This window comes from Streptomyces sp. HM190 (assembly GCF_009857135.1).
GTDB lineage: Bacteria > Actinomycetota > Actinomycetes > Streptomycetales > Streptomycetaceae > Streptomyces > Streptomyces heilongjiangensis.
In genome coordinates this window covers 5727502-5753839 of the sequence record NZ_CP047318.1, presented here as the reverse complement: position 1 = coordinate 5753839, position 26338 = coordinate 5727502, and the positions used below count along the sequence as shown (strand labels likewise).

Annotated in this window: 27 protein-coding genes; 11 read left to right on the top strand and 16 right to left on the bottom strand. The window is 72.3% G+C overall.

Going from position 1 to position 26338, the window contains the following annotated elements; translation table 11 throughout:
- Positions 1-69: 69 nt before the first annotated feature.
- The 4 genes from GSY65_RS24665 to GSY65_RS24650 all read right to left on the bottom strand — a co-directional run bounded on the left by GSY65_RS24665 (position 70) and on the right by GSY65_RS24650 (position 3546).
- Positions 70-675: a MarC family protein gene (locus GSY65_RS24665; protein ID WP_159772641.1), complete on the bottom strand. Its 606-nt coding sequence runs from the start codon at positions 673-675 to the stop codon at positions 70-72.
- 294 nt (positions 676-969) lie between these two features.
- Complete coding sequence (locus GSY65_RS24660) at positions 970-1845, bottom strand: PHP domain-containing protein (RefSeq protein ID WP_159772638.1); 876 nt, start codon at positions 1843-1845, stop codon at positions 970-972.
- A 211-nt stretch (positions 1846-2056) separates the two neighbouring features.
- On the bottom strand, positions 2057-2698 hold the full coding sequence (locus tag GSY65_RS24655) for a DUF6758 family protein (protein WP_159772635.1): 642 nt from the start codon (positions 2696-2698) through the stop codon (positions 2057-2059).
- Positions 2699-2961: 263 nt separating this feature from the next.
- The gene (locus GSY65_RS24650) at positions 2962-3546 is read right to left on the bottom strand and encodes a suppressor of fused domain protein (RefSeq protein WP_159772632.1); all 585 of its coding nucleotides are present in this window, start codon (positions 3544-3546) and stop codon (positions 2962-2964) included.
- Between the two features lie 300 nt (positions 3547-3846).
- Between GSY65_RS24650 and GSY65_RS34360 the strand changes: the two genes are divergently transcribed.
- The 3 genes from GSY65_RS34360 to GSY65_RS24640 all read left to right on the top strand — a co-directional run bounded on the left by GSY65_RS34360 (position 3847) and on the right by GSY65_RS24640 (position 5828).
- Positions 3847-3981, top strand: coding sequence for a hypothetical protein (locus tag GSY65_RS34360; protein ID WP_268978227.1), 135 nt, complete (start codon positions 3847-3849; stop codon positions 3979-3981).
- A 135-nt stretch (positions 3982-4116) separates the two neighbouring features.
- On the top strand, positions 4117-5241 hold the full coding sequence (locus tag GSY65_RS24645) for a magnesium and cobalt transport protein CorA (RefSeq protein WP_159772629.1): 1125 nt from the start codon (positions 4117-4119) through the stop codon (positions 5239-5241).
- Positions 5242-5282: 41 nt separating this feature from the next.
- Positions 5283-5828: a hypothetical protein gene (locus tag GSY65_RS24640; protein WP_159772626.1), complete on the top strand. Its 546-nt coding sequence runs from the start codon at positions 5283-5285 to the stop codon at positions 5826-5828.
- A 202-nt stretch (positions 5829-6030) separates the two neighbouring features.
- Here the strand turns inward: GSY65_RS24640 and GSY65_RS24635 are convergent, their stop codons facing one another.
- Positions 6031-6783, bottom strand: a complete 753-nt coding sequence (locus GSY65_RS24635) for a hypothetical protein (protein ID WP_159772623.1) — start codon at positions 6781-6783, stop codon at positions 6031-6033.
- A gap of 246 nt (positions 6784-7029) precedes the next feature.
- On the opposite strand from GSY65_RS24635, the gene GSY65_RS24630 reads away from it, so the two are divergent.
- From GSY65_RS24630 to GSY65_RS24620, 3 genes are read left to right on the top strand one after another with little or no spacing between them, the layout of a single operon-like run.
- Complete coding sequence (locus GSY65_RS24630) at positions 7030-8319, top strand: magnesium transporter MgtE N-terminal domain-containing protein (RefSeq protein WP_159772620.1); 1290 nt, start codon at positions 7030-7032, stop codon at positions 8317-8319.
- On the top strand, positions 8309-8992 hold the full coding sequence (locus GSY65_RS24625) for a DUF1003 domain-containing protein (protein WP_236580033.1): 684 nt from the start codon (positions 8309-8311) through the stop codon (positions 8990-8992). The genes GSY65_RS24630 and GSY65_RS24625 overlap by 11 nt, the downstream gene beginning before the upstream one ends.
- Before the next feature lie 43 nt (positions 8993-9035).
- The gene (locus GSY65_RS24620) at positions 9036-10169 is read left to right on the top strand and encodes an Mrp/NBP35 family ATP-binding protein (RefSeq protein ID WP_159772617.1); all 1134 of its coding nucleotides are present in this window, start codon (positions 9036-9038) and stop codon (positions 10167-10169) included.
- A gap of 295 nt (positions 10170-10464) precedes the next feature.
- Here the strand turns inward: GSY65_RS24620 and GSY65_RS24615 are convergent, their stop codons facing one another.
- The 5 genes from GSY65_RS24615 to sigE form a co-directional block, all read right to left on the bottom strand.
- Positions 10465-11136, bottom strand: coding sequence for a hypothetical protein (locus GSY65_RS24615; RefSeq protein ID WP_201452657.1), 672 nt, complete (start codon positions 11134-11136; stop codon positions 10465-10467).
- 324 nt (positions 11137-11460) lie between these two features.
- Positions 11461-11910 carry a sec-independent translocase gene (locus GSY65_RS24610; protein WP_159772611.1) on the bottom strand — a complete coding sequence of 150 codons (450 nt, stop codon included), beginning with the start codon at positions 11908-11910 and terminating at the stop codon, positions 11461-11463.
- A gap of 213 nt (positions 11911-12123) precedes the next feature.
- Positions 12124-13836, bottom strand: coding sequence for a trypsin-like peptidase domain-containing protein (locus tag GSY65_RS24605; RefSeq protein ID WP_236580249.1), 1713 nt, complete (start codon positions 13834-13836; stop codon positions 12124-12126).
- An 820-nt stretch (positions 13837-14656) separates the two neighbouring features.
- Positions 14657-15874 (bottom strand): anti-sigma factor family protein, encoded by a 1218-nt coding sequence (locus GSY65_RS24600; protein ID WP_159772605.1) that lies wholly within the window; start codon positions 15872-15874, stop codon positions 14657-14659.
- Entirely contained in the window at positions 15871-16587 is a 717-nt protein-coding gene (gene sigE / locus GSY65_RS24595) for an RNA polymerase sigma factor SigE (RefSeq protein ID WP_159776362.1), read from the bottom strand. Before sigE ends, GSY65_RS24600 begins: the two co-directional genes overlap by 4 nt.
- Before the next feature lie 330 nt (positions 16588-16917).
- Here sigE and GSY65_RS24590 point away from each other — a divergent pair, with 330 nt between their 5' ends.
- Positions 16918-17568, top strand: coding sequence for an O-methyltransferase (locus GSY65_RS24590; RefSeq protein ID WP_201452656.1), 651 nt, complete (start codon positions 16918-16920; stop codon positions 17566-17568).
- 99 nt (positions 17569-17667) lie between these two features.
- Here the strand turns inward: GSY65_RS24590 and GSY65_RS24585 are convergent, their stop codons facing one another.
- Positions 17668-17835 carry a DUF3117 domain-containing protein gene (locus tag GSY65_RS24585; RefSeq protein ID WP_003966491.1) on the bottom strand — a complete coding sequence of 56 codons (168 nt, stop codon included), beginning with the start codon at positions 17833-17835 and terminating at the stop codon, positions 17668-17670.
- Between the two features lie 378 nt (positions 17836-18213).
- Between GSY65_RS24585 and GSY65_RS24580 the strand changes: the two genes are divergently transcribed.
- On the top strand, positions 18214-19005 hold the full coding sequence (locus tag GSY65_RS24580; protein ID WP_159772602.1) for an enoyl-CoA hydratase/isomerase family protein: 792 nt from the start codon (positions 18214-18216) through the stop codon (positions 19003-19005).
- Positions 19006-19108: 103 nt separating this feature from the next.
- On the opposite strand, the gene GSY65_RS24575 is transcribed toward GSY65_RS24580, so the two are convergent.
- Entirely contained in the window at positions 19109-19732 is a 624-nt protein-coding gene (locus GSY65_RS24575) for a DNA-3-methyladenine glycosylase I (protein ID WP_159772599.1), read from the bottom strand.
- The gene (locus GSY65_RS24570) at positions 19729-20079 is read right to left on the bottom strand and encodes a DivIVA domain-containing protein (protein ID WP_159772596.1); all 351 of its coding nucleotides are present in this window, start codon (positions 20077-20079) and stop codon (positions 19729-19731) included. Before GSY65_RS24570 ends, GSY65_RS24575 begins: the two co-directional genes overlap by 4 nt.
- Before the next feature lie 119 nt (positions 20080-20198).
- Here GSY65_RS24570 and folP point away from each other — a divergent pair, with 119 nt between their 5' ends.
- Positions 20199-21059, top strand: coding sequence for a dihydropteroate synthase (gene folP, locus GSY65_RS24565; protein ID WP_159772593.1), 861 nt, complete (start codon positions 20199-20201; stop codon positions 21057-21059).
- Positions 21060-21132: 73 nt separating this feature from the next.
- Here the strand turns inward: folP and GSY65_RS24560 are convergent, their stop codons facing one another.
- Together GSY65_RS24560 and dapE are read right to left on the bottom strand one after the other, a co-directional pair.
- Positions 21133-21891, bottom strand: coding sequence for a TIGR00730 family Rossman fold protein (locus GSY65_RS24560; protein WP_159772590.1), 759 nt, complete (start codon positions 21889-21891; stop codon positions 21133-21135).
- Between the two features lie 168 nt (positions 21892-22059).
- The gene (gene dapE, locus GSY65_RS24555) at positions 22060-23139 is read right to left on the bottom strand and encodes a succinyl-diaminopimelate desuccinylase (RefSeq protein WP_159772587.1); all 1080 of its coding nucleotides are present in this window, start codon (positions 23137-23139) and stop codon (positions 22060-22062) included.
- A 119-nt stretch (positions 23140-23258) separates the two neighbouring features.
- On the opposite strand from dapE, the gene GSY65_RS24550 reads away from it, so the two are divergent.
- Both GSY65_RS24550 and GSY65_RS24545 read left to right on the top strand, forming a co-directional pair.
- Positions 23259-24275 carry a heavy metal transporter gene (locus GSY65_RS24550; protein WP_201452655.1) on the top strand — a complete coding sequence of 339 codons (1017 nt, stop codon included), beginning with the start codon at positions 23259-23261 and terminating at the stop codon, positions 24273-24275.
- A 393-nt stretch (positions 24276-24668) separates the two neighbouring features.
- On the top strand, positions 24669-25112 hold the full coding sequence (locus tag GSY65_RS24545) for an ATP-binding protein (RefSeq protein ID WP_159772584.1): 444 nt from the start codon (positions 24669-24671) through the stop codon (positions 25110-25112).
- 116 nt (positions 25113-25228) lie between these two features.
- Here the strand turns inward: GSY65_RS24545 and GSY65_RS24540 are convergent, their stop codons facing one another.
- The gene (locus GSY65_RS24540; RefSeq protein WP_159772581.1) at positions 25229-26329 is read right to left on the bottom strand and encodes a bifunctional succinyldiaminopimelate transaminase/glutamate-prephenate aminotransferase; all 1101 of its coding nucleotides are present in this window, start codon (positions 26327-26329) and stop codon (positions 25229-25231) included.
- Positions 26330-26338 lie beyond the last annotated feature (9 nt).

Here is a 26338-nt window from a genome sequence, read left to right as displayed (position 1 = left end):
TACGGGCCGCACCGAGGTGCGCCGTACGGGGCTCTGCCATGTCCGGCACCTGCGCCGGTGACCGAGGCATCAGCCGCCCTGGACGACCTGCGTGACGCCGTTGATGATCTGCTGCACCGCGATCGCGGACAGCATCATGCCCGCGAGGCGGGTCACCAGCACCACACCGCCGTCCTTGATGACGCGGATGATCAGCAGCGAGTACCGCATCGTCAGCCACAGCACGACATGGATCGCCAGGATCGCGGCCCAGACCGATACCTGGGCGGCCACACCGTCCGCCTTCTGCACCGCGAGGATCACCGACACGATGGCCCCGGGCCCGGCGAGCAGCGGCATGCCGAGCGGTACCAGGGCGACGTTCACGTCCTTCGTCTGCTTGGGCTCGTCCGTCTTCCCGGTGAGCAGGTCGAGCGCGATCAGCAGGAGCAGCAGTCCACCCGCGATCATCAGCGCGGGCACGGAGACATGCAGGTAGTCGAGGATCTGGTGCCCCAGCAGACCGAAGACGGCGATCACGCCACCGGCCACGCAGACGGCCTGCAGCGCCATCCGCTTCTGCGTCCGGGCGGGGCGCCCGGCGGTGAGGCCCAGGAAGATCGGGGTGATCCCGGGGGGATCCATGATCACGAACAGGGTGAGGAAGAGGGAACCGAAGACGGCGAGATCGAACACGGGGGTGCCTTGCGAGAGTGTGCGGAAGGGGGAGAAGGGTGAGGGGCCGACCGCCCGTATCGCCGAGCGGGACGGTGCGAGCGGCGCGGAGCGAGCCAGGCGTGGCCGGGCGGAAGCCCCGCGCCGACCAGGACCAGGCGGAGGAAACGAGGCGCGGGACGGCGCGAGGACGGGCAGGGAGGGACTCAGGGCAGGGTGGCGATACCGCCGCCCCGCCGGGTCGTCCCTGGATCGGCCCGTCAGGTACTCCCGCCCGACCCGCCGCATGCGCCCCGGGCCGAACCGCCGGGAGCCCTACGGCCGGGGAACCGACTGGTTCCCGCCGGTGCCGGGGACGGGGAAGGCCCCGGTGGCCCGGCGCGTGATCTCCCCGTACACCTCGGGGTCGGTCGTGTACTCGCCGAGTACACAGGTCTTGCGGCTGCCGTGGTAGTCCGAGGATCCGGTGGTGAGCAGCCCCAGTTCCTTCGCGAGGCCGCGCAGGCGCGCCCGGGTCGCCGGGTCGTGGTCCATGTGGTCGACCTCGATGCCGTCGAGCCCGGCCGCGGCGAGGTCGGCGATCGCGGACTCGGGGACGGTGCGGCCCCGTTTGGCGGCGGCGGGGTGCGCGAACACCGCGACCCCGCCGGCACCCTTGATCAGCCGGATCGCCTCGAACGGGTCGGTCTCGTGCTTCTCGATGTGGGCACGCCCTCCGTCGGCGAGCCACTGCGGGGTGAACGCGTCGTTCACCGTCGGTACGACGCCGAGTTCGACGAGGGCGGTGGCCACGTGGGGCCGGCCCACGGAGCCGTCCCCGGCGATCCGCGCGACCTGCTCCCAGGTGACCGGTACGCCCAGCTCGTTGAGCTTGGCGACCATGCCGCGGGCGCGCGGCACCCTGTCGTCCCGGACCAGTTCGCGCTCGGCGAGCAGCCGGGGCTCGTCCGGGTCGAACAGGTAGGCCAGCATGTGCATGCTGACGCCGCCCAGGCGGCACGACAGTTCGGCGCCGGTGACGAGCGTGAGCCCCTGCGGCAGCGCGGCGATCGCCTCCGCGTACCCGCGGGTGGTGTCGTGGTCGGTCAGCGCGACCACGTCCAGGCCCGCGGCGTGGGCGTTCCGCACCAGCTCGGCTGGGGTGTCCGTGCCGTCGGAGGCCGTGGAGTGGCAGTGCAGATCGATGCGCACGACGCGGACTCCAGGCACAGACGAAGCGGAAGGGGACACTCAAGAATAGCGCCCTTCCGAAGCCCTCCGGTCACACCCGAAACCAGGAAGCGCCCCCTACACACGGAGGAGACGCGGCCGCTGCCGTCCAGGCCCCCACCCAGTGCGGCAGGCGTCGCGACAGGGCCAGGGGCCTCCAGGCGGGCCGCCGGGGAAGAAAGGCTCGGGGGCCCTACGGCTCCAGGATGCGTGGGGAGAGCGCGCCGCACGGCAGCAGTTCCACCTCGGCACCCGCGTCCCGCAGGTCGGTCAGGACCAGTTCGTCGTACATGAGCAGGCCCGTCTGTTCGGGCCAGACGACCGCCCACAGCCAGAGGCCGAGCGCCTCGCCGGCGAAGACCGCGCGGTCGTCGGGGGTGCCGGGGACATGCCACAGGGGCGTGGGGCGTCCTGCGGCGAGCACCTTCGCCTGGGGTGGTTTCTCCACGCTGAGGTACGGCCCGGGGTCGGGTCCGTCGACGCCGGCGTACCGGGCGCCGAGGCCCACGCCGAGCTCCTCGGCGATGAGCACCATCTCACCCATGCCGCCGAGCGGCCCCGGACCGGAGCAGGCCACGGCGGTGGCGCGCCCTCCGCTGCGGTCGTCGCCGGCGAAGGCCGCGCCGGTGAACAGCCACCCCACCGGCAGCGGCCACGGCATCCACACCGGCACCTGGGCGCGGTGCACCACGACGCTGAGGGCCTCGACGCTGGGCGGGATCACGGGCTGCAGCGGATGCACCGTCCCGTGTACAGCGCACTGCCAGGAGTCGGCAAAGAGGCCGGGAGCCCTGACCCGGCCACCACACTTCGGGCAACTGGGTTCGCCCCTCATAGGGCTCAACGGTCCTCCCCGTGCTTCCTCGCGTCAAGGACGATCACCCGTCCGGCGTGTGCGCGTCACATTCCGCGCACGGCCGGCGGACGCCGGAGGGCGGCCCGGTCCCTCCGGGGCCGGTGGACCCGCCATCGGAATCACCTACCCGCACCACGGAGGGAAACGCCGACTTTCGGCCACCTGCCGGGCGTCCGCCGGTCACCTGCGGCGTGCCGTCCGTCACACGGGGGAGTCATGGGGGGAGCCTGGGGGCGGCCGACCTAGTCCAGCGCGACCGACGTACGGAGGGGGTCGCGCAGGTCCGTCCCCCGGGTGAGCCAGCGCTCCTGGAGGGCCTGGGAGCCGTGGACCCGCTTCCAGGCCGCCTCGTTGGGGGTCATGGGAAGGAGGGGGAGGAAACGGACGGGTTCGGCGGGGGCGTCCAGTTCGAGGTCCTCCACCAGGCCACCGGACTCGGCGACGAGGACGGAGGTGAAGGGGGCGCCCGGCCACAGCGGGTCGCCCACGTCGAGGGAGGCACCGGGCACCACGACGACACCCTCCACCTGGGGTGACGCGGCGAGGACGGCGAGCGGGCGGAGCACCTTGTCGGTGTCGGCGATGCCGTGCCGTACGGACAGGACGAGTTCGGCGCGGGGGCCCTTGACGGGGTCGGCGAGGACCGCGGTGGGATCGGCCATCGGCTGGGCGGACATGCCGAGCGTGGCGTAGCGGACGACGTCGCCGTCGGTGAAACGGAGCACCTCGATGCGGTCCGTGCCGAGGAAGGTGACCGCTGCGCGCGCGTCCGGCTCACCCAGCGCGGAACACAAACGGGCTTCCACCAACGGAAGAACATCAACCATGAACCGAGCATAGAACTCGTCAGGAACAGGCAAACGGGCGCCTTGACACTTCAGTCGACTGTTAGTCTTGGGCGCCGGTCGGAACAGCACGCGGGCAGCACGCAGAAGCGTCGCTCTCAAGCCCTCTTGTCCCGGCCGGAGAGAACTGACTCCCCTACGGGGAACCCCGGACGGGGTATGGAACGTCCCTTACGAGGGACCGGCCGGAGGAGGTGGGGCTGCGATGGACCGAAGTCGACCGTGCAGTACCACCCGCTCTTCCGACCGCTGAGTCACGTAGCTCTCGCGTCAGCTCTCTGCTTGGCTGCCACCCTCACTCGCGTCGTGCCGCTCGTCGGTCGTCGCGCAACGGAAGAGCACTTCTTTACCGCCTTGATCACCTCATCGATCAGCCGTCGCCGATCAGACCTCATCGATCCGACGCCGCCGATCTGAATCAAGCGAAGCTGTCACCGCGACGGTGCGGTGCTCCCCGCTTTGTGGACGTGCCAAACATCGGAAGTCAAAACGTCCTCATTCCGGGTGGTTCCAACCGTCGTCGGCGGCCTTTCGTTGCGAAGGAGTCTGCCCATGTCGATGATCAACAACCTGCGCGCCGCGGTCCGCCCCTCCCGGCCGTCCCGGCTGTCGCTGCGCAAGGACGGGGCCGCGTACGACGCCACCCGCCCGGCGGAGGCGACCACGGCCGTCGTCGACTGCGCGGTCTACCGTGACGGCGCGCGCGTCACGTTCGAGCGCTCCCTCGCCCCGCACGAGGCGATCCGTCAGGTGCGCCGGGACGGCGGATTCGTGTGGATCGGTCTGCACGAGCCGTCCGAGGCCGAATTCGCCGGTATCGCGGCCGAGTTCGGGCTGCACCCGCTGGCCGTGGAGGACGCGGTGCACGCGCACCAGCGGCCGAAGCTGGAGCGCTACGACGACACCCTGTTCACCGTCTTCAAGACCATCCACTACGTCGAGCACGACGAACTCACCGCCACCAGCGAGGTGGTGGAGTCCGGCGAGGTGATGTGCTTCACCGGGCGGGACTTCTTCATCACCGTCCGGCACGGCGGCCAGGGCTCGCTGCGGGCGCTCCGTCACCGGCTGCAGGACGAGCCGGAGTTGCTCGCGAAGGGCCCGTCGGCCGTGCTGCACGCCATCGCCGACCATGTCGTCGACGGGTACGTGGCGGTCGCCGACGCCGTGCAGGACGACATCGACGAGGTGGAGACGGAGGTGTTCTCCCCCGGGCGCAAGGGCACGCCCCGGGGCACCGACGCCGGCCGGATCTACCAACTCAAGCGCGAGGTCATGGAGTTCAAGCGCGCGGTGCTGCCCCTGGTGCGGCCCATGCAGTTGCTGAGCGAGCGTCCGATGCGGCTGGTCGACCCGGACATCCAGAAGTACTTCCGTGACGTGGCCGACCACCTCGCGCGGGTGCAGGAGCAGGTCGTCGGCTTCGACGAGCTGCTCAACTCGATCCTCCAGGCGAACCTGGCGCAGGCCTCGGTCGCCCAGAACGAGGACATGCGCAAGATCACCTCCTGGGCGGCGATCATCGCCGTGCCGACGATGGTGTGCGGGGTGTACGGCATGAACTTCGACTACATGCCGGAGACGCACTGGAAGTTCGGCTACCCGGTGGTCCTCGGCGTCACGGTCGCGCTCTGCCTGGGCATCCACCGCACGCTCAAGCGGAACGGCTGGCTGTAGCCCCGCCGCTCCCCCGCGGGGCCAGGCCCTAGGCTGACGGCATGACGGAACAGCTGCTCGACCGGGCCCTCGTCGAGGAGGCCACCAAGAAGTCCGGGCTCATCTGGGTGAGCGGCGGCGGCACGCCGACGGCGCACGCCCAGGGGCCCGAGGTACCGTCGCGGGCCCTGTGGCACGTCTGGCACGAGGGCGCGGTGTGCCTGGTCGGCGACGGGCCGGACGAGCAGCCTCTGCCAGGCCTCGTCGACGGCGGCCCGGCCGTGGTGACCGTCCGCAGCAAGGACAAGGGCGGGCGGCTCGTGACCTGGGGCGCCACCGTGGTGGAGCTGGCACCCCGGTCGCCCGAGTGGGACGCGGCCGTGGCCGAACTGAAGGGGAAGCGGCTCAACGCCCCCGACGGCGAGGCCATGCCGGAGCGGTGGGCACGGGAGTGCCGGGTGCTCCGTCTGGAGCCGACGGGCACGACCGCGCCGTTGCCCGACGGCGATCTGGCGCGGGCTCCCCTGCCGACACCGGCGACGACGCGCCGGCCGGTGCCGGCCGGGTTGCCCCGGTTGCTGTTCAAACGCCGGAAGAAGCAGGGCTGAAGGGCTCCGGCCGCCCACCGAGCGCGGACGTGCGCCGAGCACGGTCGTACGCCGAGCGCGGTCGTACGCCGGGCGGGGCACGCGTCCGGCGAGACGTGCGGCGGGCGACGCGTGCGCCGGGCGGTGGCCGCGGCCCGCTGTGGCAGTCACGGGCCGTCCCCGGCGCCCCTTCATGGCGCCGCCTCAGGCGCGCGCCGACCCGCTAGGACGTGGGGAGCTGTTTGCCGTAGTCGACCACCGACTTCTCGTCCGGTTCCTCCAGGGGGAAGTCCTTCCCCCAGTCGGTGAGGAGGATGGTGCCCGCGTCGCCGCCGCGGACCAGGCGGAGGGGGTAGGGGGTGCCTTCGAGGGAGACGTCGAGGGTGCCGCCGGAGCCCTTGTCGCCGGTGATGCGGATGGTGCGGGTGCCGGACTGCTCGTGGTGGCCGTCGGTGGAGAGGGTGCCGTGCAGGGTGAGGAGGCTGTTGAGCAGGACGTCCTTGTCGGTGAAGCCGCTGAACCGCTGGTAGGCGGGGTCGCCGGTGGGGACCTTGACGTACATGCCGTCCAGCTTGTCCGCGGCGGCCGCGTCCGAGTCGTCGTCGTTCTTGCCCCCGGCGTCCTCGTGGTCCCAGAACTCGGCGTCGGCCTTCAGGAAAAGGTGCTCGCCGACCTTCAGCAGCCGGAACGTGGTGTCGCCCGACGTCACCGAGCCCGTGCCGCCGCCCTCCTTCAGGCGCACGTCCAGCTTGTAGGTCTTGCCGTTGCTGACGACGGACCCGGACAGCCGGACGGTGTCCGCCGCCGTGGCGGCCGCCTTCGTCCTGGTCTGGATCTTCTCGGGGGTCAGTCTGCCGACTCCGTTGGTGCCCTCGTTCGGATCCTCACTGCACCCGGTGAGCCCCAGCCCGCTCGCCACGAGGGTGCAGACGGCGCCCACCAGTGCGGCCCTTCGGGTACGGGGAGTCGGAGTCACAGACGATGCACCTCTTCGTGGGGAGTCCAGGCCTACCGCAGAGTACCGGGGCTCGCGGGGCACCACTGAGGCAGTCCGTCCGCACCGCTCACCAGGGCATATCCGATCGGGACGGGCTAGCCTGAAGCCCTCCTCGTCCGACAAATCCGTATGGCTCGCCCGATGGTCGCGAAAGACCCGCGCCGTCCGGGACGCACCCGGAGAGCACACGGATCTCGCACCCGACGCGCAGGAAAGGGGCGGCTCATGGCGGCGGTGGCGCCCCGGATCTTCGTCTCCCACCTCTCCGGGATCGCGGTCTTCGACCCCAACGGCGACCAGGTGGGCCGCGTCCGCGATCTCGTGGCCATCCTGCGGGTCGGGCGGAAGCCGCCGCGGCTGCTCGGCCTGGTCGTCGAACTGCACACGCGACGCCGCATCTTCCTGCCGATGACGCGGGTCACCGGAATCGAGTCCGGCCAGGTCATCACCACCGGCGTGGTGAACGTGCGCCGCTTCGAGCAGCGGCCCACCGAGCGGCTCGTCCTCGGCGAGCTGCTGGACCGTCGCGTACGGCTCGTGGAGACGGGCGAGGAGGTCACGGTCCTCGACGTCTCGGTGCAGCAGCTGCCGGCCCGCCGGGACTGGGAGATCGACCGGGTGTTCGTACGCAAGGGGAAGGGCAGCGCGTTCCGGCGGCACAAGGGCGAGACCCTGACCGTGGAGTGGTCGGCGGTCACCGGGTTCTCGCTGGAGGAGCACGGGCAGGGCGCCGAGAACCTCCTCGCGACCTTCGAGCAGCTCCGTCCCGCCGACCTCGCCAACGTGCTGCACCACCTCTCCGCCAAGCGCCGGGCCGAGGTCGCCGCCGCCCTCGACGACGACCGTCTCGCGGACGTGCTGGAGGAACTGCCTGAGGACGACCAGATCGAGATCCTCGGCAAGCTCAAGGAGGAGCGGGCCGCCGACGTCCTGGAGGCCATGGACCCGGACGACGCGGCCGACCTGCTGGCCGAGCTGCCGGAGGCCGAGCAGGAGCGGCTGCTGACGCTGATGCAGCCGGACGAGGCGGCGGACGTACGGCGGCTCATGGCGTACGAGGAGAAGACCGCCGGCGGGCTGATGACGACCGAGCCGATCGTGCTGCGTCCGGACGCCACCGTCGCCGACGCGCTGGCCCGGGTCCGCAACCCCGATCTGTCCCCGGCCCTCGCGGCCCAGGTGTACGTGTGCCGGCCGCCCGACGAGACGCCGACGGGGAAGTACCTCGGCACGGTCCACTTCCAGCGGCTGCTGCGGGACCCGCCGTACACCCTGGTCAGCTCGATCCTGGACGACGACCTCCAGCCGCTCGCACCGGACGCCGCGCTCCCCGAGGTGGCCGGGTTCTTCGCGACGTACGACATGGTGGCGGCGCCCGTGGTGGACGAGAGCGGCTCGCTGCTGGGCGCGGTGACCGTGGACGACGTGCTGGACCACATGCTGCCGGAGGACTGGCGGGAGACGGAGTTCCAGCTGGACGACGACGAGGTGGAGGGGGCCGCCCATGGTTCCTGAGCGTGCCGAGCGCCAGGGGCGTGACGGGCGGGCCGGCGGGCGCGAGCGGGCACACGCCGGGGCGGTGATCCGCGAGCGCACACCGTCCTCCGGAACGCCCGCGCGGGAGCGCGTGCCCGTCGGGGCCGGCGCGCGCCCGCGGATCCGTCTCGACCAGCCCCTGCCGCGCCGGGCGCGGTTCCTGCCCGAATGGGACCCGGAGGCGTTCGGGCGGCTCTCGGAGCGGATCGCGCGGTTCCTGGGCACCGGGCGGTTCATCGTCTGGATGACCGTCGTGATCATCCTGTGGGTGGTGTGGAACGTCTCGGCCCCGCGGGACCTGCGCTTCGACAACTACCCCTTCATCTTCCTGACCCTGATGCTGTCCCTGCAGGCGTCCTACGCGGCCCCGCTGATCCTCCTCGCGCAGAACCGCCAGGACGACCGCGACCGGGTCAACCTCGAACAGGACCGCAAGCAGAACGAGCGGTCGATCGCCGACACCGAGTATCTGACCAGGGAGATCGCGGCCCTGCGGATCGGTCTCGGTGAGGTCGCCACCCGGGACTGGCTGCGCTCCGAGCTCCAGGACCTGGTCAGGGAACTGCACGAGCACGACGGCGACGGACATCGCGGGACCAGGACGGTATTCCCGCCGGAGCACCCCGGCGGGCGTGACATGGACGACCGCTGACCGGGCTCCCAGGGGCCCCGCGCGTCGCCGTACCATCGTCCCTATGGCTACGGAAGACGCGGTGCGCGAGGCACTGTCGACGGTGAACGACCCCGAGATCAACCGCCCCATCACCGAACTCGGGATGGTCAAGTCGGTGGAGATCGGCGCGGACGGAGCGGTCGCAGTCGCCGTGTACCTGACGGTCTCCGGCTGCCCCATGCGCGACACCATCACGCAGCGCGTGACGGAGGCGGTCGCACGGGTCGAGGGCGTCACCCGCGTCGACGTCGAACTGGACGTGATGAGCGATGAGCAGCGCCGTGAGCTGGCGTCCGCCCTGCGCGGCGGCCAGACCGAGCGCGAGGTGCCCTTCGCGAAGCCGGGCTCGCTCACCCGCGTGTACGCCGTCGCGTCCGGCAAGGGCGGCGTCGGCAAGTCCTCGGTGACGGTGAACCTGGCGGCAGCGATGGCCGCGGACGGTCTGAAGGTCGGCGTGGTCGACGCCGACATCTACGGTCACTCGGTGCCGCGCATGCTGGGCGCCGACGGCCGCCCCACCCAGGTCGAGAACATGATCATGCCGCCGTCCGCGAACGGGGTGAAGGTCATCTCGATCGGCATGTTCATCCAGGGCAACGCGCCGGTCGTCTGGCGCGGCCCGATGCTCCACCGCGCCCTCCAGCAGTTCCTCGCGGACGTCTACTGGGGCGACCTGGACGTCCTGCTCCTGGACCTCCCGCCGGGCACCGGCGACATCGCCATCTCGGTGGCGCAGCTGGTCCCGAACGCGGAGATCGTCGTCGTCACGACCCCGCAGCAGGCGGCGGCCGAGGTCGCCGAGCGCGCCGGATCCATCGCGGTCCAGACCCACCAGAAGATCGTCGGCGTGGTCGAGAACATGTCGGGCCTGCCCTGCCCGCACTGCGACGAGATGGTGGACGTCTTCGGCACCGGTGGCGGCCAGGTCGTCGCCGACGGTCTCACCCGGACCACCGGCGCCACGGTGCCCGTCCTCGGCAGCATCCCGATCGACGTCCGGCTCCGGGAGGGCGGCGACGAGGGCAGGCCGGTCGTGCTCTCCGATCCCGACTCCCCGGCGGGCGCGGCCCTGCGAGCCATCGCCGGCAAGCTGGGCGGCCGTCAGCGGGGCCTGTCGGGCATGAGCCTGGGGATCACCCCGAGGAACAAGTTCTAGGGCTCCTGCCGAGGCGGCAGACCGCTTCTCGGGGGTATCGGACGGGGCACCGCGGGTCACACGACGCGGTGCCCCTTCTCATTGGGCGCGGGCGGCACCGCTAGGGCGGGTTTCGAAAGTCCCGTCCGCCCGGCGGCGTCCGGCACACACGCTCGCCGCGTTGTCGGGATCGCCCCGAAACCACCGGTACCGGGGCGACCCTCCGCCGTGCGATCGCACGCACCGGACGCCGCCGGGCCTGCCCTTCGGGCAGACGACGCTCCTTTCGAAACCCGCCCTGGTACTGCAACGGTGCTTAGGCGTACGTCGCGATGTCCTTGATCATGGCGAACCCGAGGCCGTACGCGCTCATCCCGCGCCCGTACGCCCCCACGTGCACCCCTTCCGGGGTCGAGCCGGCGAGCACCCATCCGAACTCGGACTCGCGGTAGTGGAACGGCGTGGGGACGCCGTCCACCGGCAGCGACAGCGTCGACCAGTCGGGGCCGGCGAGGTCGTCCGCGAGGACCCACGCCGTCTCCGTCTGCTGGTCCAGCCAGTCGTCTCTCAGGGTGTGGTCCAGTTGTCCGGGCCAGGTGAAGGACAGCAGCCCCACACCGGCCAGCCAGGCGGCGGAGGAGACCGTGGTGGCCTCCAGGACGCCCGTGCCGTCGGCGCTGCGCCGTACGTCGTTGGCGGCGACGGTCACGACGACCGCGAACCGCTCCTTGGGCTCGTCGTCCGTGACCGCCGTGAACTCGTTGCGGACCGAGGGCTCGTCGCCGTGTCCGACCGAACCGTGCTCGACGGCGCCTTCCGCCGAGGTACCGACCTGCATCAGCCAGCGCGGTCCCGTGAAGGCCTCGTCGAGGCCGTACCAGGGGAAGGGCGCCAGCAGGTAGCCGTCGACCGTGCGCCGGGCGGAGGGCAGCTGTTGTCCGCCCTCCGCGGCCGACGCCTGCGCGCCTACCCGACTCGTCGTCTCCATGTGCCCGGACGCCTCCTCGCTCTCGACGGACCGGAGCGGCCCGCCCCCCTCTCGGGCGTCGCGCTCGCTTTCCTTACGGTCCGCACAACAACTGGGCAGCATAGCCACAGCGCTGCGAGCAGCAGGGAAAGCGCCCGGCGCGTGGGACGGCGTACGGGCGGCTTCGGGCCGTACGAGGACGTGCGACGGTATGAATCGCGTCACGTGCCGGGGGTGTGGCAGCAGGCGGGGGTACGGCGCACAAGCGCAGGCGGGAGGCCGTGCGGACGGCGCCCGGGGGCACATGGGGCGGGCCCGGTTTCGGGCGGCGGCCACGCGGTCGGCTCAGGTGGCGTCCAGGTCGTACGGCGGGCGCTCTTCCAGTCCGAGCTTCTCGCGCTTCTTGGTCATGTCGACCGCTCCACCGGACCCGGTGGAGGAGCCGGAGGTGGCGGAGGACGACGACTCGGACTCCCGGCCGTGGACCGCGTCCGTCAGCTCGGCCATCTCCTTCTTCAGGTCGAAGCCGTTGCGGATCTCCTTCAGCCCCAGTTCGTCGTTGTCCAGCTGCTTACGGATGAACGTCTTGGGATTGAGGTCCTCGAACTCGAAGTCCTTGAACTCGGGACCGAGTTCGTTGCGGATGTCCTGCTTGGCGCTGTCCGAGAACTCGCGGATCTTCCGGATGGTCCGCGTGACGTCCTGGATCACCTTCGGGAGCTTGTCCGGACCGAAGACGAGCACGGCGAGGACGACGAGCGTCACCACCTCGAGCGCACCTATGTCATTGAACACCTGAAGCTCCTTGCGATGTCCTCGGTCCCGATCCGCGGGCCTCGGCAGGTCTTCCGTGGTCCGGGCCGGGTCCACGGTACCCGGCGATGCTGTCGAACCGGTACTGTCGGGCGGCCCCGGACCACGGTCACGCCACGGGTTTTCCCCGCTGTTTGCCTGGCAGGAGGGGGTACGGCCGCCCCTCCTGTGAAGTTGCTGTCATGTGCGCCGGTGTCAGCCCCCGTCGGAGGAGCCCAGGGTCAGGGTGACCTTCCGCTCCCCGCCGTCCCGTTGGAGGGTGAGTTCGAGGCGGTCACCGGGCCGGTGGGCGCGCACCTTGACGATCAGTTCGTCGCCGGAGTGGACGCGCCGGCCGTCGACCTCGGTGATCACGTCGCCCGCGCGGATGCCCGCCCGGTCGGCGGGTCCGCCCTGCTTGACGGTGCCGTCGCTGTCGTCGCCGACACGGGCTCCGTCACCCGAGTAGTCCATGTCGAGTGTCACGCCGATCACCGGGTGCGTCGCCTTGCCCGTGTTGATCAGTTCCTCGGCGATACGCTTGCCCTGGTTGATCGGTATCGCGAAGCCGAGCCCGATGGAACCGGCCTGGCCGCCGTCCGCCTCGGAGCCGCTGCCCGCGGAGCGGATGGCGCTGTTGATGCCGATCACGCGGGCGTTGACGTCGACGAGGGGGCCGCCGGAGTTGCCGGGGTTTATCGGTGCGTCGGTCTGCAACGCGTCGACGTAGGACACGTCGCTGCGGTCGCCGCCGTCCCCGCCGGCCGTGATGGGCCGCTCCTTGGCGCTGATGATGCCGGACGTGACGGTGTTGGCGAGGTCGAAGGGCGCGCCGATCGCGACGACCGGGTCACCGACCCGCACGTCGTCGGAGTTGCCGAGCGGCAGCGGCTTGAGTCCGCCGACCTCCGACACCTTGACGACGGCGAGGTCGTACCCGCTGTCCCGGCCGACCAGGCTGGCCTCCGCGGTCTCGCCGCCGCTGAAGGTGACCGTGATCTCGCCGTCGTCCCCGGCGGGCTCCACGACGTGGTTGTTGGTGAGGATGTGACCCCGCCTGTCGAGCACGAAGCCGGTGCCGGTGCCCTGCGCGTCCGAGCCGCTCACATGGAGGGTCACGACGCTGGGCAGGGCACTGGCGGCGATCCCGGCGACGCTGTCCGGGGCGCGCCCGCTCGTCCCTCCGCCGGACTGCGGCAGCTCGACCTCGCCGACCCCGCCGTTCCGCTCCAGATACGCGCCCACGGCCCCGCCGACACCGCCGGACACGAGCGCGATCAGTACGGCCCCCACCACGAGGATCTTCTTCCCGCGCCTCCGCCGCCGCGCCATGTCGTCGACGCCGGCGCCGTTCTGCTGCAACGACCCCGACGCGGACCACGGGTCGTAGTTCCGCCAGGGGTCCCGAGGCTCCGGGGCAGCCCCTTGGAGGACGTCCGCGTAGGGGGGTGGAGTGGTGGGCGGGGAGGTGTCCGGGTAGACCGGCGACGGGGGTGCAGTGGCGTCCTGGTACGGGGGCGCCGCGGGCGTGGTGGGCCGGGAGCCACCCGCGTGCGGGGGCGCTGCGTGGTGGGAGCCGCCCGCGTGCGGCGGCACCACGGGGTGTGGTCCGTCCGTGGGGGACGGGGCCATGGGCTGGGAGCCGTCCCTGTACGTCGGCGGGGCGGGCTCGGCGGTCTGGGGTGCCGCCACGGTGGTCGTCGTGCCGGGCGCCGGGTCACCCGTCGGGGTCGGCCCACCGTGGCCCGGTGCCACCGGCTGAACGGTCGTGCCGTGCGCGGGGGTTGTCGCCGGGTGCTGGAACGGGGGCGCGGGCGCCCAGGGGCCGGGCTCGCCGTACGGCGGGGTGCTGTAGGGATCCGGGTCGTGCAGCGGCTTGGGGCGCTCCACGGCCGCTGCCGGGCCTCCTGCGGGGGCCGGGGCACCCATCGGGTGCGCAGCGGCGGTCACGGCGGTCTCGGCGGGGGTGGACGCGATCGCAGCGGCGGCCGGTGCGCTCGGCGCCTCGTGACGCGGGAGCGGAGTCGTTTCGCCAGTCGGGGGCGCGGTCGCCTCCGCGCGCTTCTCCGCGCTCTTCTCCAGCACGAGGCGTGTGGTCGTCTCGTCCTGCTCGACGTGCGCGCTGCCCTCAGCCGCCGACACCGTCCTGCCCGCGTCGCCGCTCGGAGTCGTCGCCGCGTCGGCGCCCGTGCCCGCGGAGAACGGCCGCTCCAGCTCGAAGTCACCGCTGTCCGTGTCACCGCGGTCGGCGCTCCGCGGCGAACCGGGCCGTGGCGCGGTGTCCTCCGCCGGCCCGCTCTGTCGGGACCGGGACGGTGGTACCGGGTCGGCCAGAGCGAAGTCGCCGTCGGGGGCTGGGTGGCCGGGAGCCGGTGTCGTCGCGGGTCGCTCCAACTCGAAATCGCCCCCGTGGCTCACCGTGCCGCCCCCGCCGCTCGACCGGCCGCCGCTCTCGTCGCCCGCTCCGCCGTCGGCGTCGCGGATCATGTCCACGGGCGGCCCGTCGGCCCCCGAAGGCCCGCTGTGGTCCCCCGTCGTCCCGGCCCCCGCGCCGTGCGCTCGGGGTCGGCTCCACCACTTCCCCTTCGTGGGCTTCCCCTCGTTCATGTTCTCCCCACACCTGGGGCCCGTCCCGAGGACCGGCCCGACGCCCACCGTTGGCCGCGTGCCGCCGGCCGGAACCGGCCGGAGCGGACACGGCCCACTCCGGATTCAACCAGGTTCGCGGGCCGGCGCGCAGAACTCGGGGTCAGCGGAGGGCAGGGGAGGTGGGTGTGGGGGACGAGGCGGGGTCGGGGGCCGTCAGCAGACCCGGAGCGGTCAGCTCGGGTGTCCGGGACCACGTCGTCAACTGGAGCGGCGGGGGCGCCGTGAGCGGACGTATGAGCGGGGACATGATCTCCACGCCCGCGAGGACGGGCGTGGTGAGCGGGTTCGCGGACGGACGGAGGTGACCGGCCGGCGCGGGGATCCCGGGCAGCAGTGGCGCGGAGACCTCCGTCGGCGCCACCGGCACCTCGGCCCGCTGGCCCTGCCCGAGGAGGGGGGCGACGCTACCGCGGCGGCGCAGCGCGTCGGGGCTCGTGGCCGCTCCGGTGGTCTGGGTGCGCAGAGGCGTGACGTTGCTGCCGGAGCCGGCGCCGCCCCGCGCGTCCACCGTCTCGGCGGGCATGCCGGAGGTCATTCCGCCGAGCGCGATCGCGGCCAGCGACACCGCGCCGGCCGCCACGAACGCGAACCGCATCCCGCGCGAGGCCGAACGCTCGGCCTCGTGCCGGTTCACGTGGTGGATCCGAAAGCCGCGGTCACCCGTGGCTCCGCGCTCGTCGGGGGCCGTGTCCGGCCGGCCCTCGCCGCTGTCCCCGTCGTCGGGGAGCGCGCTGCGCCCGCCGGGGAGGCCTCGGTCACCGGAGGGGGAACGCCCGTCGAGCGCGCCCCGGTCGCCGAGGAGGGCCCGCGCGGCGAGGAAGCCCCGGTCACCGAGGAAACCGCGTCCCCCCGTCAGCCCCCGGCCGCCGAGCAGCCCACGGCCTTCCGACGGTGAGAGCGCGCCGCTGTGCGGACCCGAGGGGACGTAGCCGAAGGAGTCCCCGGTGGTGCCGAAGACGCCGAAGTCGGCCAGGTCCCCGGTGGCGGAGGAGTCGAGCGGGAGCCCGGCGCCGCCGGGCGTCCCCCGGAGTCTTCCTCCGAAGCCTCCGCCGTCCAGCGGGGAGGCGCCGTCGAGGTCGCCGCCCGCCGGGAGCATCTGGAGCCGGGCCAGGAAGCTCTCGGAGGGGGGCGGCGGAGCGGCCTCCGCGAAGACGTTCTTCAGTCGGCGCTGGGCGTCCGCCTCCGCCTTGCACTTCGGGCATGTGGCCAGATGCGCCAGGACGCGTTCGCGCGCCTCATGACCGAGCTCTCCGTCGACCAGCGCGGAGAGTCGGTCTCCCAGATGCTGCTCAGCAGGGGTGGGCCGGGATCCACTCACGCGGTCGCGCCCCCTCCTCCCAGCGCGGGCACCCGAGGCACCGTGAAGCCGCGGCGCTGCTCGGCCCGGGCTTCCGGGGAGCGGTGCGCGAGGGCCTTGCGGAGCTGGGAGCGGCCGCGGTGGATCCGCGAGCGGACCGTACCGAGCTTGACGCCGAGGGTCGCGGCGATCTCCTCGTACGACAGTCCCTCGATGTCGCAGAGGACGACGGCGGCGCGGAACTCCGGCGCGAGGGTGTCGAGAGCCTGCTGGACGTCGGCGTCGAAGTGCGCGTCGTTGAAGATCTGCTGCGGGGTGGGCTCGCGGCTGGGCAGGCGCTCGGCCGCGTCCTCCCCGAGGGCGTCGAAGCGGATGCGCTGCTTGCGCCGGACCATGTCGAGGAAGAGGTTCGTGGTGATGCGGTGCAGCCAGCCCTCGAAGGTGCCGGGCGTGTACGTCGACAAGGAGCGGAAGACGCGGACGAAGACCTCCTGGGTGAGGTCCTCGGCGTCGTGCTGGTTGCCGGTCAGACGGTAGGCGAGGCGGTAGACCCGGCCGCTGTGGGTGCTGACGATCTCCTCCCAGGTGGGCGGAGTCCACGCCGGCGCGTGCGCGTCCGTGGTGAAGGTCGCGGTCTGCGCTCCGGTTGCGGCGGCAGCGTCGGCGTGGGCGTGGTCAGCGGTGTCGTTCACGGATTTCGGCCTACCCGCCGATCCGAGAAAGCGCCGCAGCACTCCTCCCCGATCCACAGGCGCAGCCGCACCTCCCCTATCGGCTCTGGTGGTGTCCAGTGGAGCCCCTACCATAGCCACCTCGCCCGTTAGCTCCGGATAAGCGGTTTTACGAGAATTTGATGTGCGCCGATGTGCCTCATACGGCTGATCACGCCGATCCGGCTCATATGGCTTTGTCGGCACCAGCACCTGCACCGGTGCCTGTTCGCCGTACCGATCCATCACTTGACCCCCGTCGCGGCCCCCGTCACTCACTCATCCCTTTAAACGACCGGTCCCATCAGCAGGTTCCCGGCGGCAACGGATACAGTCACGCCCAGGTGTCCATGGGTGCATAAGGAGAGGGTCATTACCGGCAACCGGCTGACGAGCTGGGCGTTCGCCGACGCCTTTGTCGCCGAGGACGACGCGCTGCGCTGGGCTCGCGACCGGGCTCGGGAAGCAGGGCTGCGCTCGGTGTCGCCCGGCACAGGCGCCGCGTTGAGCCTGCTCGCGGCCTCCGTGGACGCGAAGGCGGTCGCGGAGATCGGTACCGGGACCGGCGTCTCCGGCATGCATCTGCTGTACGGCATGCGGCCGGACGGTGTGCTGACCACCGTCGATCCGGAGCCGGAGCACCAGCAGTTCGCCCGGCAGGCGTTCCGCGCGGCCGGCTTCGCCAGCAACCGCGCGCGCTTCATCCCGGGCCACGCCCTCGACGTGCTGCCCCGGCTCGCGGACTCCGGGTACGACCTCGTCTTCTGCGACGGCGACCGGCTGGAGAGCCTCGACTACCTCGCGGAATCGTTGCGTCTGCTCAGGCCCGGCGGGCTGGTCGCCTTCGAGGGGGTCTTCGCCAGCGGCCGCACCGTCGACTCGGGCCCTCAGCCCACCGAGGTCATACGCCTGCGGGAGCTGTTGCGCACGGTCCGTGAGAGCGCCGAGCTGGTGCCCTCCCTGCTCCCGGTGGGCGACGGACTGCTCTGCGCGGTCAAGCGCTGAGGCTCCCGCCCTCCTCCGCCACCCCCCGACACAAAGCTGCCCCGGCACCACCGAGGGGTGGCACCGGGGCAGCCGAAGAGCTACGGGTCGCTACGCGCGTCAGCCGACGACCTTCTTGAGGGCGTCGCCAAGGGCGTCGGCCTCGTCAGGGGTCAGCTCGACGACGAGCCGACCGCCGCCTTCGAGCGGAACGCGCATGACGATGCCCCGCCCCTCCTTGGTCACCTCGAGCGGGCCGTCGCCCGTCCGCGGCTTCATGGCCGCCATGCTCGTTCCCCTTCCTGAAACCAGCTCATCGCCAAAGCCGACGGCCCTGGAGGGCAGGCGCGGGCCCACCTGGGGACACGCGACACCGGCATCGAACACATTGCTTCCAGGCCATTATCCCGCATCTCATGACCCGATGACCAACATCAGCAGGCATCGCTTGGGCAACGCGCGCGAGCAAAACCACCCAATTCGGCGATGTGGCTGCGATACTGCGCCACCACACCGACTTCGGTCGCCGCTGGGCCGATCGTGATTCTTTGACACAGGTCACATGCCGGGCCCGCGCCACCGCCGGTGATCTCCGACATGCTGTGCTGTGACGCAGGGCGTACCGACCAGTACGTCACCAGCCGCGACACCGGAGGGGTAACCGCCATGGCCGACACCGTGCTCTACGAGGTGCGCGACGGACTCGCGACGATCACGCTGAACCGCCCCGAGGCGATGAACGCGCTGAACATCGCGACCAAGGTCGCGCTGCGGGAGGCCGTGGAGTCCGCCGCGGGGGACGACGCGGTGCGGGCCGTGCTGCTGACCGCCGCCGGGGACCGGGCCTTCTGCGTGGGGCAGGACCTCAAGGAGCACATCGGGCTGCTCGTCGAGGACGCGACGCAGGTCATGAGCACGGTCAAGGAGCACTACAACCCGATCGTGAAGGCCATCGCGGGAATGCCGAAGCCGGTGGTGGCGGGTGTGAACGGGGTCGCCGCCGGTGCCGGGCTGGGCTTCGCGCTGGCCGCGGACTACCGGGTCGTCGCCGAGACCGCCGCGTTCAACACGTCGTTCGCCGGGGTCGCGCTCACCGCCGACTCCGGGGTCTCGTGGACGCTGCCGCGCGTCATCGGGCCTGGCCGCGCCGCCGATCTGCTGATGTTCCCGCGCAGCATCAAGGCGCAGGAGGCGCACGAGCTGGGGATCGCCAACCGGATCGTGCCGTCGGCCGCCCTGCCCGAGGCGGCCGAGCAGGTGGCGCGGATGCTGGCCGAGGGGCCGACGGTGGCGTACGCGGCGATCAAGGAGGCCATGGCGTACGGGTTGTCGCACTCGCTGGCGGAGACGCTGGACAAGGAGGACGAGTTGCAGACCCGGGCGGGAGCCTCGGAGGACCACGCGATCGCCGTGCGGGCGTTCGTGAACAAGGAGACGCCGAAGTACCTGGGCCGCTGAGACCCGGCCCGGCGGCCGCCGCCGCTCGACAGGGCGCGCAGCTCAACCGAGGGCGCGCCCTTCTCGTGCCCCCTCGACGCTCGTGCTCCTCCGGCACTCGTCCTCAGGAGGTTCGTGTCGTCGCCGAGGACGCCCCCGGGAGCGGCCTCCTCCTCGCCACACAGCTCTCCAGGTGGTCGTCGACCAGGCCGCACGCCTGCATCAGGGCGTATGCCGTGGTGGGACCGACGAAGCGGATGCCCTGCTTCTTCAGCGCCTTCGACAGGGCCGTGGACTCGGGGGTGACCGCGGGGACGTCGGCGAGGGTCTTCGGGACCGGGCGGCCGGCGGCGTCGGGTGCGTGGGACCAGATCAGGGTGTCCAGGTCACCGGGGGCCCAGTCGGCGAGGACCCGGGCGTTGGCGACCGTGGCCTCGATCTTGGCGCGGTTGCGGATGATGCCGGGGTCGGCGAGGAGCCGTTCCTTGTCGGCGTCGGTGAAGGCGGCCACGTCGGCGATCCGGAAGCCGGAGAAGGCGGCGCGGAAACCCTCGCGGCGGCGGAGGATGGTGATCCAGGACAGGCCGGACTGGAACGCCTCCAGGCAGAGCCGCTCGTACAGCGCGTCGTCGCCGTGGACCGGGCGGCCCCACTCCTCGTCGTGGTACGCCACGTAGTCCTCGGTGGACAGGGCCCAGGGGCAGCGCGGGGCGCCGTCCGGGCCGGCGAGGGCCGTGCCGTCGCTCACCGGTGCTCGCCCTCCTCCGGCTTGCGCAGGGACGTCGTGGTGGCCGCGCGGGCGCCGGCGAGCGCGGACTCCAGGTCGGCGATGCGGGCGTCCCGCTCGGCGATCTCGGCGCTGAGGCGGCTGAGGGCGTCGTCGACGTCCACCATGCGGTAGCCGCGGACGGCGACGGGGAAGCGCAGGGCCTCCACGTCCGCGCGGTCGACCGGGCGGTCGGCCGGCAGCGGGTCCTGGAGCCGCTCGACCGGCGCCTCGGGCAGGGCTGCGCTCTCGCCGCCGCCCACCACGGCGAGCGTCACCGCGGCCACCACGACCGCGAGCGCGACGACCAGGAACAAGAACATGAACATCGCTGGGGTCCCCTCGAGTGTGTCCGCTCCGATCGTGCCATGCGAGTCTGACAGTTAAGGTCGCAGGCTGTTGGGCAGGGCCGTCGATCGACGGGACGTTCGGGGAGAGGGCACGGCGGATGCTGAGGCTGGGCAAGCGGGAATTCGGCACGCACGAGCCGGTGATCATGGCGATCGTGAACCGGACGCCCGACTCCTTCTACGACCAGGGAGCGACCTTCCAGGACGAGCCGGCGCTGGCTCGGGTGGAGCAGGCGGTCGCCGAGGGGGCCGCGATCATCGACATCGGCGGGGTGAAGGCCGGGCCCGGCGAGGAGGTCACCGCCGAGGAGGAGGCACGCCGGACGGTGGGGTTCGTGGCCGAGGTGCGGCGGCGGTTCCCCGAGGTGGTCATCAGCGTCGACACCTGGCGGCACGAGGTCGGGGAGGCCGTCTGCGAAGCGGGGGCGGACCTCCTGAACGACGCCTGGGGCGGGGTCGACCCACGGCTGGCCGAGGTGGCGGCCCGGTACCGGGTGGGGCTGGTGTGCACGCACGCGGGGGGCGCCGAGCCCCGTACGCGGCCGCACCGGGTCACGTACGACGACGTGATGGCGGACATCCTGCGGGTGACCGTGGGGCTGGCCGAGCGGGCCGTGGCGCTGGGGGTGCCGCGGGAGTCCGTGCTGATCGATCCCGGTCACGACTTCGGGAAGAACACGCGGCACAGCCTTGAGGCGACACGGCGGCTGGGGGAGATGGTGGCGACGGGCTGGCCGGTGCTGGTGTCGCTGTCCAACAAGGACTTCGTCGGGGAGACGCTGGACAGGCCGGTGAAGGAGCGGGTGGTGGGAACGCTGGCGACGACCGCGGTGTCGGCGTGGCTGGGGGCGCAGGTGTACCGGGTGCACGAGGTGGCGGAGACCAGGCAGGTGCTGGACATGGTGGGGGCGATCGCCGGGCACCGGGACCCGGCGGTGGCCCGGCGGGGGCTGGCGTAGCCCGGGGCCCCGCGCCCGTCGCGAAGCAGGAGGCCGCGCCCCCTGCTTCGCGGTCACGGACGGACCGGCACGGTCAGCGGCCCGCCTCCTTCGAGACCAGGGCCACCGCCTCGTCCACGTCGTCGGTGACGTGGAACAGGGTCAGGTCCTTCTCCCCGGCCTTGCCCTGGGCCACGAGGGTGTGGGTGAGCCAGTCGACCAGGCCGCTCCAGTAGGACTCGCCGAAGAGGACGATCGGGAAGCGGGTCACCTTCTGGGTCTGGACGAGAGTGAGCGCCTCGAAGAGTTCATCGAGGGTGCCGAGGCCGCCGGGCAGAACGACGAAGCCCTGCGCGTACTTGACGAACATCATCTTCCGGACGAAGAAGTAGCGGAAGTTGAGGCCGATGTCGACGTAGGGGTTGAGGCCCTGTTCGAAGGGCAGTTCGATGCCGAGGCCGACGGAGGTGCCGCCGGCTTCGAGGGCCCCCTTGTTGGCCGCCTCCATGGCGCCGGGGCCGCCGCCGGTGATGACGGCGAAGCCCGCCTCGACGAGGCCGCGGCCGAGCCGGACGCCCGCCTCGTACTCGGGTGAGCCGGCCGGCGTCCGGGCGGAGCCGAAGACGCTGATGGCGGCCGGGAGTTCGGCGAGGGTGCCGAACCCCTCGATGAACTCGGACTGGATGCGCAGGACCCGCCAGGGGTCGGTGTGGACCCAGTCCGAGGGGCCGCCCGCGTCCAGCAGCCGTTGGTCGGTCGTGCTCGCCTGCACCTGGGTGCGTCTGCGCAACACCGGCCCCAGCCGCTGCTCCTCCGGTGGCTGGTTCCTGTCCTCGGGGTTGCCGGTCGCCATGTCCGCTCCCTCCGCCGTGCTGGTGGTTCGGTTCAGCGTAGATCCACGCGGGTTACGGACGGGGGAAGCGGGCGTGTCCGCCGCGATCCACCGGCCGACGCGTTCCGATGCCCGCCGATATGCGGTGATTCATCTCCAGCGGATCACCGGCCGAATCCCGACGGTGCCTCACGCGGTGAGCCAGGCCCGCAGGCGCTCCTCCCCCGCGAGGATCTTCGCGGTGTCCACGCGCTCGTCCCGCTTGTGCGCCAAGTGCGGGTTGCCCGGCCCGTAGTTGACCGCGGGGACGCCGAGGGAGCTGAAGCGGGAGACGTCCGTCCAGCCGTACTTGGGCGAGGGCGTGCCGCCGACCGCCTCGATGAACGCGGCCGCGGCGGGGTGGGAGAGGCCGGGCAGCGCGCCGGGGCTGTGGTCGTCGACGGTGAACTCCTCGACGCCGCAGTCGGCGAACACCTCGCGGACGTGGGCGACGGCCTCCTCCTCCGTACGGTCGGGCGCGTAGCGGAAGTTGACCGTGACGACGCACTCGTCGGGGATGACGTTGCCGGCGACGCCGCCGGAGATGCCGACCGCGTTGAGGCCCTCGCGGTACTCCAGGCCGTCGATGACCGGGTACCGGGGCTGGTACTCGGCGAGGCGGGCGAGGATGGGGGCGGCCGCGTGGACGGCGTTGGAGCCCATCCAGCCGCGGGCGGAGTGGGCTCGCTCGCCCTTCGTCCGCAGCAGGACCCGCAGGGTGCCCTGGCAGCCGCCCTCGACCTGGCCGTCGGAGGGCTCCAGGAGGACCGCGAAGTCGCCCTCCAGCCACTCGGGGTGGGCCTCGGAGACGTGCTTCAGTCCGTTCAGGTCGGCCGCGACCTCCTCGTTGTCGTAGAACACGAAGGTCAGGTCGCGGTTGGGGGACGGCACCGTGGCCGCGATGCGCAGCTGGACCGCGACGCCGGACTTCATGTCGCAGGTGCCGCAGCCCCACAGGACGCCGTCCTCGTCGAGGCGGGAGGGGACGTTGTCCGCGATGGGCACGGTGTCGATGTGACCGGCCAGGATCACCCGCTCCGCCCGCCCCAGGTGGGTGCGGGCGACGACGTTGTTGCCGTGGCGCTCGACGGTGAGGTGGGGCAGGTCCCGCAGCGCCGTCTCGATCGCGTCCGCGAGGGGCTTCTCTGTGCCGCTCTCGGAGGGGAGGTCCACGAGCTGCGCGGTCAGCCGCGCGGCGTCCAGCGTGAGGTCAATCGGGGTGTCGGCCATGCCCTCGACCCTAGCGCGCGGCCCTCGCGGTCCCGGCCGCCGACCGGTTCCGGCCGCCCGCCAGGAGGTTGTCCACAACCCGGGGCGCGCTCCCATTACCCTCCAGTACCTTGTACGGCGTGCCAGAGTCGTACACCGTTTCTCCTCATCCCCGCCCCCGTCGCCGTGGGGGCTGCTTCCTGCGTTTCGCGGCGGCCCTCGTCGTGCTGCTCGCACTGGGGGCGTATCTGACCATGCAGTACCTGACCGGGGGCAACGGCACACCGAAGTGCAAGGTGGTGTCGGCCGACGACGACAAGACGTCGTACGAGTTCACTCCCGAGCAGGCGGCGAACGCGGCGACGATCTCGGCCGTCGGCACCTCCCGCGACCTGCCCGAGCGGGCCGTGACGATCGCGCTGGCGACCGCACTGCAGGAGTCGGGGCTGCGGAACATCGCGCACGGCGACCGGGATTCGCTGGGGCTGTTCCAGCAGCGGCCGTCGCAGGGCTGGGGCACCGAGCAGCAGATCCAGGACCCCGTCTACGCGGCGGGCGAGTTCTACGAGCACCTGGTGAAGGTCGCGGACTACGAGGAGCTGCCGCTGACCGTGGCCGCCCAGAAGGTGCAGCGCAGCGGCTTCCCGGACGCGTACGCCAAGCACGAGCCGGACGCCACGCTGCTGGCCGCCGCGCTGACGGGCCGGGCGGCGGCCACGCTGACCTGCGAGGGGCGCCTGGAGGCCTCGGCCGCCGAGTACGGCGGCGGCCCCGAGGCCGTGCGCAGCGCCCTCGCGCGGGACTTCGGCGACAAGATGTTCGAGACGGCCGGGGCGGTGGTGACGTCCTCGCCCTCCGCCGGCTCGACGGCCGGTGCGGGGGCGTCCGGTGCGCCGCCGGCGAGCGGGGCGAGCCCGAGCCCGGCCGTGTCCGCGCTGACGATCCCGGTGTCGGACGCCGGGGGCGCCGACGCCATGCGGCGGCGCGGCTGGGAGCTGGCGCACTGGGCCGTGGCGAACTCCTCGCGGCTGGGGGTCGAGCGGGTCTCGTACGCCGGGCGGGAGTGGGTCGCCGAGGGCCGGGCCGGCGCCTGGCGCAAGGCCGCGGCGGCGGACGGCTCCACGGCGACCGAGGTCCGCATCGTCACGGGACGGTAGGGGCCACGCCGGTCCGGGACGCGGGGGGCGTCGGGGTCCGAATCGTCTCTGGACAGCGGGGATCGGGGCTCACCCGTCGAAGGTAAGCGCGGCGCGTCGGGTCGACGGGGGCGCGGGTTGTCGCCCGCGCCTCCTCCTCCCGGCGGATTCCTTGGGAGCACGGGGCAATAGGGATTCGGCGGACGAGAGAACCACGCGCCGTTCATTGCTTTTTGTCCGCATTCGATAATGCGACGCATTGCCAACTCTTTACGTCGGGCCGCCGCAACCTTCGCGGACTTCGAGCGGTAGTCACTGCGTCCGAGCCCGGAACGATCACGCCGACAGCCATCCGGCGGTCAACTCCCGGGCACGGCCGGACACTTCACCGTTCTCTTCCGTCAAAGGAGCACCATGTCCCTCCCCCTGACCCGCCGGATCGCCCATGTCGCGCTGCTGACCGCAGCGGGAGCGGCCTCCGTGGTCGGTGCGGCCGGCTCCGCGAGCGCGGCGCCCGAACTCCCGGCCGCCCCGGACCTGGGCGGTCTGTCCGCCGTGGACGGGGCGAACGCCGGCAGCACCGTGGACGGCGCGACGCAGAGCGTCACCGGCGTCGCGAGCGACATCGGCGGCAAGGCGGCCAAGGAGACCCTGCCGACCGTGAGCAAGACCGGCGGGAAGACCGTCAAGAAGACGACGCCCGTCGTGCAGAAGGCCGCCGGGGACGCCGCGGGCACCGCCGGGGCGGCCGTGGGCGACGCGGCCAAGGGCGCGACGAAGGGCGGCCTGCCGACGGACTCCGTCGCGAAGGGCGGCCTGCCCACGGGCACGCTGCCGGTCAAGAGCCCGCTCGGCTGACCCGGCCGACACCCGCTCCAGCAGCCGAAGGGGCCCGGGATCTCCCCCGGGCCCCTTCGGCCGTCTGCCGGAGTCACCGCCGGGCGCCGCCGGAGCCACCCCGGGCGCCGCCGGAGCTACGCCCGGGTCAGCCGGGCCACCGCCGCCGCGACCCGCTCGTCCGTGGCGGTGAAGGCCACGCGGACGTGGTGCTCGCCGGCGGAGCCGTAGAAGTCACCGGGGGCCACGAGGATGCCCAGGTCGGCGAGGTGGGCGACCGTGGTCCAGCAGGACTCGTCGCGGGTGGCCCAGAGGTAGAGGCTGGCCTCGCTGTGCTCGATGCGGAACCCGTGGCGCTCCAGGGCGCCGCGGAGGGCGGCGCGACGGGCGGCGTAGCGGTCGCGCTGCTCGCGGACGTGGGCGTCGTCACCGAGGGCGGCGACCACGGCGGCCTGGGTGGGGGCCGAGGTCATCATGCCGCCGTGCTTGCGGATCTGCAGGAGCGGGCTCAGCACCGCCGGGTCGCCCAGCAGGAAGGCCGCGCGGTACCCGGCCAGGTTGGAGCGCTTGGAGAGGGAGTGGACGGCGACGATGCCGTCGTACGAGCCGCCGTTGACGTCCGGGTGCAGGACCGAGACGGGGTCCGCCTCCCAGCCCAGCTCCAGGTAGCACTCGTCGGAGAAGAGCAGGACGCCGTGCTCACGGGCCCAGGCCACGATCCGGGTCAGCTCCTCCTGGGAGAGGACCTTGCCGGTGGGGTTGGACGGCGAGTTCAGCCAGAGGAGCTCCAGGCCCTCGGGGTCGAGCCGCGTCGGGTCGTCGTAGACCTCGTACGCGGCGCGGGCGAGGCGGGCGCCCACCTCGTACGTCGGGTACGCGAGGCGCGGGTACGCGACCCGGTCGCCGGGGCCGAGGCCGAGCTGGGTGGGGAGCCAGGCGACCAGTTCCTTGGAGCCGACGATCGGCAGCACGTGATGGTGGGTGATCCCGCGGGCGCCGAGGCGGCGCTCGGCCCAGCCGGTGATCGCGTCCCGCAGTTCGGGGGTGCCCCACACGGTCGGGTAGCCCGGCGAGTCGGCGGCGGCCACCAGGGCCTTCTGGACAAGCTCGGGGACCGGGTCGACCGGGGTGCCCACGGAGAGGTCGACGATGCCGCCGGGGTGGGCGGCGGCCGTCGCCTTGTACGGCTCCAGCCTGTCCCAGGGGAAGGTGGGGAGACGATCGCTGACTGCGGACACGGGATCTGG